Here is a 6,019-nt window from a genome sequence, read left to right on the forward strand (position 1 = left end):
CTGCCGGGCCGCACCCGGCTTGCATCAACGGAGCGCAACCCGTTTTAGCTACCGACGACCGCACGCCGTGGCGACCTACAAGGCAGCTTGACGCATGTTGGGCTTCGCAGCCCAACAATTCTGAGGCTGGAAGAAGGCGAATGGTGTTATCTCGATGCGGCGGAGCTGGCGTTGCTGGTGGCAGGGGAATAGCTTGGCCGACTGCAGTACAAACCATGATGCTCGTAGCCAGCCTGCTCGCTAAAGAACCAGAATCGCCCGAAAATCATTGACATTGGTGCGCGTCGGCCCACTCACGACCAGGTCGCCGAGCGCATCGAAAAAGCCGTAGCCATCGTTATTTTCCAGCAGCTTTTTGGCGCGCAGACCGAACGCACCAGCCCGGGCTAGCGAGTCCGGTTGCAGCAACGCGCCGGCATTGTCTTCGGAACCATCGATGCCATCGGTATCGCAGGCAATCGCGTGGATATCCGCAACCCCGTCCAGCGCAACCGCCAGACTCAGCAGAAATTCGGCATTGCGCCCGCCCCGCCCCGTGCCGCGCACCGTGACGGTCGTCTCGCCACCCGAAATGATGACGCAGGGGCGCGCAAATGGCTGGCCGCGCAGCGCCACCTGGCGCGCCAGCGCGGCATGCATCAGACCGATGTCGCGCGCCTCGCCTTCAATGCCATCGGACAGGATGTACGCCGGAATACCGGCGGCCCGTGCGGTGGCCGCTGCCGCTTCCAGCGCATGCTGGGCAGTCGCGATGACGTGGTGGGTGTTACGGGCGAAGCGCGGGTCACCCGGTTTCGGAGTTTCGCCAGCGCCGGATTGCAGATGCTGGCGCACGCTGTCGGGGACGATAATTGCATATTTGTCGAGGACCGCCAGCGCTTCGGCGCAGGTGGTCGGGTCGGTCAGCGTCGGACCGCTGGCGATGACACCGGGTTCGTCGCCGGGCACATCCGAAATCAGCAGGGTCACCACGCGCGCCGGTGCGCAAGCCAGCGCAAGCCGGCCGCCCTTGATGGCCGACAGATGCTTGCGCACGCAATTCATTTCGCCGATCGCCGCGCCGCTTTTGAGCAGCGCCTTGTTGATCGCCTGCTTCTGCTCCAGCGTGATGCCCTCGCCCGGCAAGGCCAGCAGTGCCGAGCCGCCACCGCTGATCAGGCACAGCACCAGATCGTCTTCCGTCAATCCCTGCACCAGTTGCATCATGCGGCCAGCCGCATCGCGACCGGCTTCGTCCGGCACGGGGTGTGCGGCTTCGACGACCTCAATGCGGCGGCAATCGGCACCGTGGCCGTAACGCGTGACCACCATCCCGGACAACGCGCCCGGCCAGTGCTGCTCGACGACTTGCGCCATGGCAGCGGCACCTTTGCCGGCGCCGATGACCAGCGTGCGGCCTTTGGGCGGGGGCGCTGGCAAAAACGCTGGCAGGCATTTTTCGGCACTGACAGCGGCGACCGCGCTGGCATACAAATCGAGCAAAATTTGACGAGGGACAAGAGATGTGATCGGAGTGGGCATGATCGACTTTGCGGGATTGGGCGGGAGGGTGATTATGCCGCAGCGTGACGGTGCGGCGCGGTCTGGCGCCGATGAATTGTTTTCACGAAGAGCTCGGGACGGCACCGATTCCGGTCGTCTTGAAGAGAGGATCATTCCAAAGAAGTCGGCGTGTATTTGCAATTTAGCAATAAATTTCTTTTGTGAATTTTATTTCACAAAAGAACTAATTTACGAAGTAAATCTATTTACAATCGTAACGAGAATGTTTGCTTTGAACACCAATTGTATGAAAACCAGAAAGCTGCCCATCGGCATAGCGCACCGTAAGTTACAAGGAGACCGTCACATGAACGATACCAATTATTTCCTGCAAAAAAACTACGTTCAGGCTGACCGTCTGATGCTGGGTATTTTGTGGGGTGCATTCGTGATGAGCCTGGCGCTCTCCGGCATGCACGACACGCTGACCTGGGCACTCGTGGTCGGCCTGCCGGCCGTCCTGATACCGACCGGACTGATCCTGACTGCCGGCGGCAGTTTCCTGACACGCGCCGTGGTGGCAGCGGCCTTGATGGTGTTCTCCGCGCTGCATATTCATCAGGCTGCCGGCATGTCGGAACTCCATTTCGGCATCTTTGTCTTGCTGGCGGTGTTGCTCTGTTATCGCGACTGGTCCGTGATCGTGATCGCCGCCGCGGTGATTGCAGTACACCACCTGAGTTTCAATTATCTGCAGCAATGGGGCTATGGCGTGATTTGCTTCACCGAGCCGGGGCTAGGCAAGGTGATTTCGCATGCTGCGTATGTGGTGGTCGAATCGGGCGTGCTGGCGTATCTGGCGGTGGTGCTGCATCGGGATGCGGTGCAAAGCGCAGAGCTGAAAGTCAGCGTCAGCCGGATGACCGCACAAGGTGCCGGCGTCATCGACCTGACCGCGCTGAACCGCAATGTCGAAAGCGAAAGTGGCGTCGCCTTGCAAGGCATCGTGACGCAACTGCACAGCGCCGTGGCCAGCGTACGTAGCGGCGTCGAAACCATGGCCGTGGCCTCGCGCGAGATCGCCAGCGGCACGCTGGATTTGTCCTCCCGCACCGAACAGCAAGCCAGCTCGCTCAGCGAAACCGCAGCGTCGATGCTGCAAATGACCGCCACCGTGAAACAGAATGTCGAGCGCGCCCGGGAGGCCAACCAGATGGCGCTGACGTCGTCCGACATTGCCGTCAAAGGAGGTCAGGTTGTCACTCGTGTGGTCGACACCATGAAATCGATCTCGGAGTCGTCGCGCAAGATTTCCGACATCACCAGCGTGGTCGACAGCATCGCGTTCCAGACCAATATCCTGGCCCTGAATGCGGCTGTCGAAGCGGCGCGCGCGGGCGAGCAGGGGCGCGGTTTTGCGGTAGTCGCTGCCGAGGTGCGCAACCTCGCCCAACGCTCGGCGGCCGCGGCAAAGGACATTTCGGCACTGATCAACGAGTCGGTCATCAGCGTCGATGCCGGCAGCAAGCTGGCCAGCGAAGCGGGCGCGACCATGACCGATATCGTGGCCAGCATCCAGAAGGTGAATGCGATCATGACCGATATCAGCGACGCCAGCCAGGAACAGAGCCGCGGCATCGAGCAGGTCAATCAGGCCATCAGTCAGATGGATCAGGTCACGCAGCAAAATGCCGCGCTGGTCGAAGAATCGGCAGCGGCCTCCGAAACCCTGCAGGACCAGGCCGCCAATCTGGTCGAAGTGATGAGCGTGTTCCGGCTCGATGAACAGACCCAGAGATCGCTGCGGCCGCAACTGGCGCAGGCGCGCTCGGGGATGCTGGCGCTGCCGTCAGGACGGCGCTGACGATAGCGGAAGATGCAGGCTGCCAGGACTTCCTGCAAGCACTCTGGCAGCACACTGCATTGACCTCGATACGCGTCGCGCCATTGCTGGCGACGGATCGCATGCGGGTACTCAGGCCAGCAGCGTCAGTGGTACGCCAGTCAGAGCCTGTAATTCTGCCAATGTGATTCCCGCGACCATCTCGCGCACCACCAGGCCGGTTGGCGTGACATCCAGCACGGCCAGGTCGGTATAGATCCGGCTGACGCAGCCGATGCAGGTCAGCGGATAGGTACACCGGTCAACGATCTTGCTAGCGCCGTCCTTGGTCTGGTGCGCCATCATCACGAAGACTTGCCTGGCACCGACGGCGAGATCCATCGCGCCACCGACGGCAGGAATCGCATCGGGTGCGCCGGTGTGCCAGTTGGCCAGATCGCCAGTGACCGACACCTGAAACGCACCGAGCACGCAAAAATCCAGATGGCCGCCGCGCATCATCGCGAACGAGTCGCCGTGATGGAAGTACGATCCGCCCGGCAGCAATGTGACCGGCTGCTTGCCGGCATTGATCAGGTCGTCGTCTTCGTCGCCGGGAGCCGGTGCCGGGCCCATGCCAAGCAAGCCGTTTTCGCTGTGCAGGAAGATGTCGCGGTCCTTGTCGAGGTGATTGGCAACCATGGTCGGCAAGCCGATCCCCAGATTGACATACGCGCCTTCGGGCAGATCCTGCGCCACGCGCGCCGCCATCTGATCACGACTCAGGCGCTTCATTTGGCCTGCTCCTGCGCGACCACGCGCTGTACAAAAATGCCGGGAGTGATGATGTGTTCCGGGTCGAGCTCGCCCAGCGCCACCACTTCACTGACTTGGGCAATGGTGCACTTGGCCGCCATCGCCATGATCGGACCGAAATTGCGCGCGGCCTTGCGGTACACCAGGTTGCCCCAGCGGTCGCCGCGAAGTGCCTTGATCAGCGCCACGTCAGCGTGGATCGGCGATTCCAGCACGTAGTGCTTACCATCGATGCAGCGGGTTTCCTTGCCTTCGGCCAGCAATGTGCCATACCCCGTCGGCGAAAAAAATCCGCCGATGCCGGCACCGGCGGCGCGGATGCGCTCGGCCAGATTGCCTTGCGGGGTCAGTTCCAGTTCGATCTCGCCGGCGCGGTACAGCGCGTCGAAGACATGCGAATCGGTCTGGCGCGGGAACGAGCAAATGATCTTGCGTACGCGCCTGGCCTTGAGCAGCGCGGCGAGTCCGGTGTCGCCGTTGCCGGCATTGTTGTTGATGATGGTGAGGTCGCGCGCGCCTTGCGCGATGAGCGCATCGATCAGCGCTGACGGGATGCCTGCGTCACCGAAGCCGCCGATCATGACGGCGGCACCATCCTGTATGTCTGAAACCGCTGCCTGCAGCGATACGGAAATCTTGTCGATCACGGGGACCCCTCATGTGGTTACGACAGTCCAGGCCGAAGCCTGATCGATTGGAACGAGTGACGGACACCAGCGTGCAGCACCGTCCGCGCCATGCCAAGGCTACCGTAAACGGGTACGCTGCCTGGCGCGCAGTATCGATGCCGGCACTGCCGCAGGCTGCGCGGGAAATGGCGGTGCTCGATGCGTCGAAAACCGCATCTCCACAAGCCGGACTCAACGACAAACGGCATCGATTGGACGCCGTATTTACTGCACAATGCATCCGGCACGTTGCCATCATCGACCGACTGAAGGATTCTCTACCCACGAAGGAGCACGCTATGGACGACGCAAAAAAGCAGGTGGCAATTGACGGACTCAATCGCATCATGGAGCTGGAGTTGGCCGGGGTCGTGAAGTACACCCACTATTCGCTGATGGTGTACGGCTACAACCGGATTCCGATTGTGTCCTGGCTCAAGGGCAATGCCGACGAAAGTCTGGTGCACGCCCACAAGGCGGGCGAACTGGTCACGCTGCTGGGCGGCCACCCTTCCCTCAAAATCGGCACGCTACTGGAAACCGAAGAGCACGACATCGGCGACATCCTGCGCGAGAGCCTGGCCCACGAAAAGACCGCGCTGGTCGCCTATTACGATTTGCTCAAGATCGCCGAAGGCAGTTCTGTTTTGCTGGAAGAATATGCGCGCGAGATGATCGTTCAGGAAGAACTGCATCTGGATGAAGTCAACAAGATGCTGCGTCGGCCTGGCGCGACCGAGGAATTCAAGGAGTAGACGATTGTTGCGGCGCCGGGTCGTGCGTCGAGGTTGCCGAATCGAGGCGATCGCTCGTGCCGTCGGCGCTGGCGTGTCGAGTTGCAGAGTGCGTTGAAAGGCTTGCCCGTTCTCGGTTGGCTTGCCGTAAAAGATATCAGCCGTTCGGCCGCACACCGCCCTCGCCCGACAGCGATGCGGTGGGTTGATGTGAAGTAAAACGAATTGAGCGCTTTGCAGGTCGACACTGCCATTCGAATGACATCCCTGCATTACGGAGTCTCGAACCGTCAGTTTCTTTCATTGTTCAGGGCGCCGCAAGGTGCGCTGCATGACTGTTGGGCTGCGAAGCCCAACATGCGTCAGGTTGCTTTGCGGGTCGCCACGACGCGCGGTCTGCGGTCTGCGGTCTGCGGAAGCTAAAACGGGTTGCGCTCCGTGGAGCCAAGCCGGGTGCGGCCCGGCAGCCGGTCACTTCTTTTTGCTTCGCCAAAAAG

General features: G+C 61.3%; 5 protein-coding genes. 2 read left to right on the forward strand and 3 right to left on the reverse strand.

The window, feature by feature from the left end:
- Nucleotides 1-240 precede the first annotated feature (240 nt).
- The gene (locus ABD720_RS18125; RefSeq protein WP_344765498.1) at nt 241-1,521 is read right to left on the reverse strand and encodes a glycerate kinase type-2 family protein; all 1,281 of its coding nucleotides are present in this window, start codon (nt 1,519-1,521) and stop codon (nt 241-243) included.
- A gap of 328 nt (nt 1,522-1,849) precedes the next feature.
- Between ABD720_RS18125 and ABD720_RS18130 the strand changes: the two genes are divergently transcribed.
- Entirely contained in the window at nt 1,850-3,346 is a 1,497-nt protein-coding gene (locus ABD720_RS18130) for a methyl-accepting chemotaxis protein (protein ID WP_344765500.1), read from the forward strand.
- 111 nt (nt 3,347-3,457) lie between these two features.
- Here ABD720_RS18130 and ABD720_RS18135 read toward each other — a convergent pair whose 3' ends face one another.
- Nucleotides 3,458-4,099 carry a 3-oxoacid CoA-transferase subunit B gene (locus ABD720_RS18135; protein ID WP_344765501.1) on the reverse strand — a complete coding sequence of 214 codons (642 nt, stop codon included), beginning with the start codon at nt 4,097-4,099 and terminating at the stop codon, nt 3,458-3,460.
- Nucleotides 4,096-4,767: a 3-oxoacid CoA-transferase subunit A gene (locus ABD720_RS18140; RefSeq protein ID WP_344765502.1), complete on the reverse strand. Its 672-nt coding sequence runs from the start codon at nt 4,765-4,767 to the stop codon at nt 4,096-4,098. The genes ABD720_RS18135 and ABD720_RS18140 overlap by 4 nt, the downstream gene beginning before the upstream one ends.
- 320 nt (nt 4,768-5,087) lie before the next feature.
- Between ABD720_RS18140 and ABD720_RS18145 the strand changes: the two genes are divergently transcribed.
- Nucleotides 5,088-5,543 (forward strand): ferritin-like domain-containing protein, encoded by a 456-nt coding sequence (locus ABD720_RS18145; protein ID WP_344765504.1) that lies wholly within the window; start codon nt 5,088-5,090, stop codon nt 5,541-5,543.
- The last annotated feature ends 476 nt before the right edge of the window (nt 5,544-6,019 follow it).

Source organism: Actimicrobium antarcticum, from assembly GCF_039536745.1.
Lineage (GTDB): Bacteria > Pseudomonadota > Gammaproteobacteria > Burkholderiales > Burkholderiaceae_D > Actimicrobium > Actimicrobium antarcticum.

Coding starts and splice junctions, on each gene's coding strand:
- ABD720_RS18125 (WP_344765498.1), bottom strand. CDS start 1,521: ATGCCCACTCCGATCACATCTCTTGTCCCTCGTCAAATTTTGCTCGAT.
- ABD720_RS18130 (WP_344765500.1), top strand. CDS start 1,850: ATGAACGATACCAATTATTTCCTGCAAAAAAACTACGTTCAGGCTGAC.
- ABD720_RS18135 (WP_344765501.1), bottom strand. CDS start 4,099: ATGAAGCGCCTGAGTCGTGATCAGATGGCGGCGCGCGTGGCGCAGGAT.
- ABD720_RS18145 (WP_344765504.1), top strand. CDS start 5,088: ATGGACGACGCAAAAAAGCAGGTGGCAATTGACGGACTCAATCGCATC.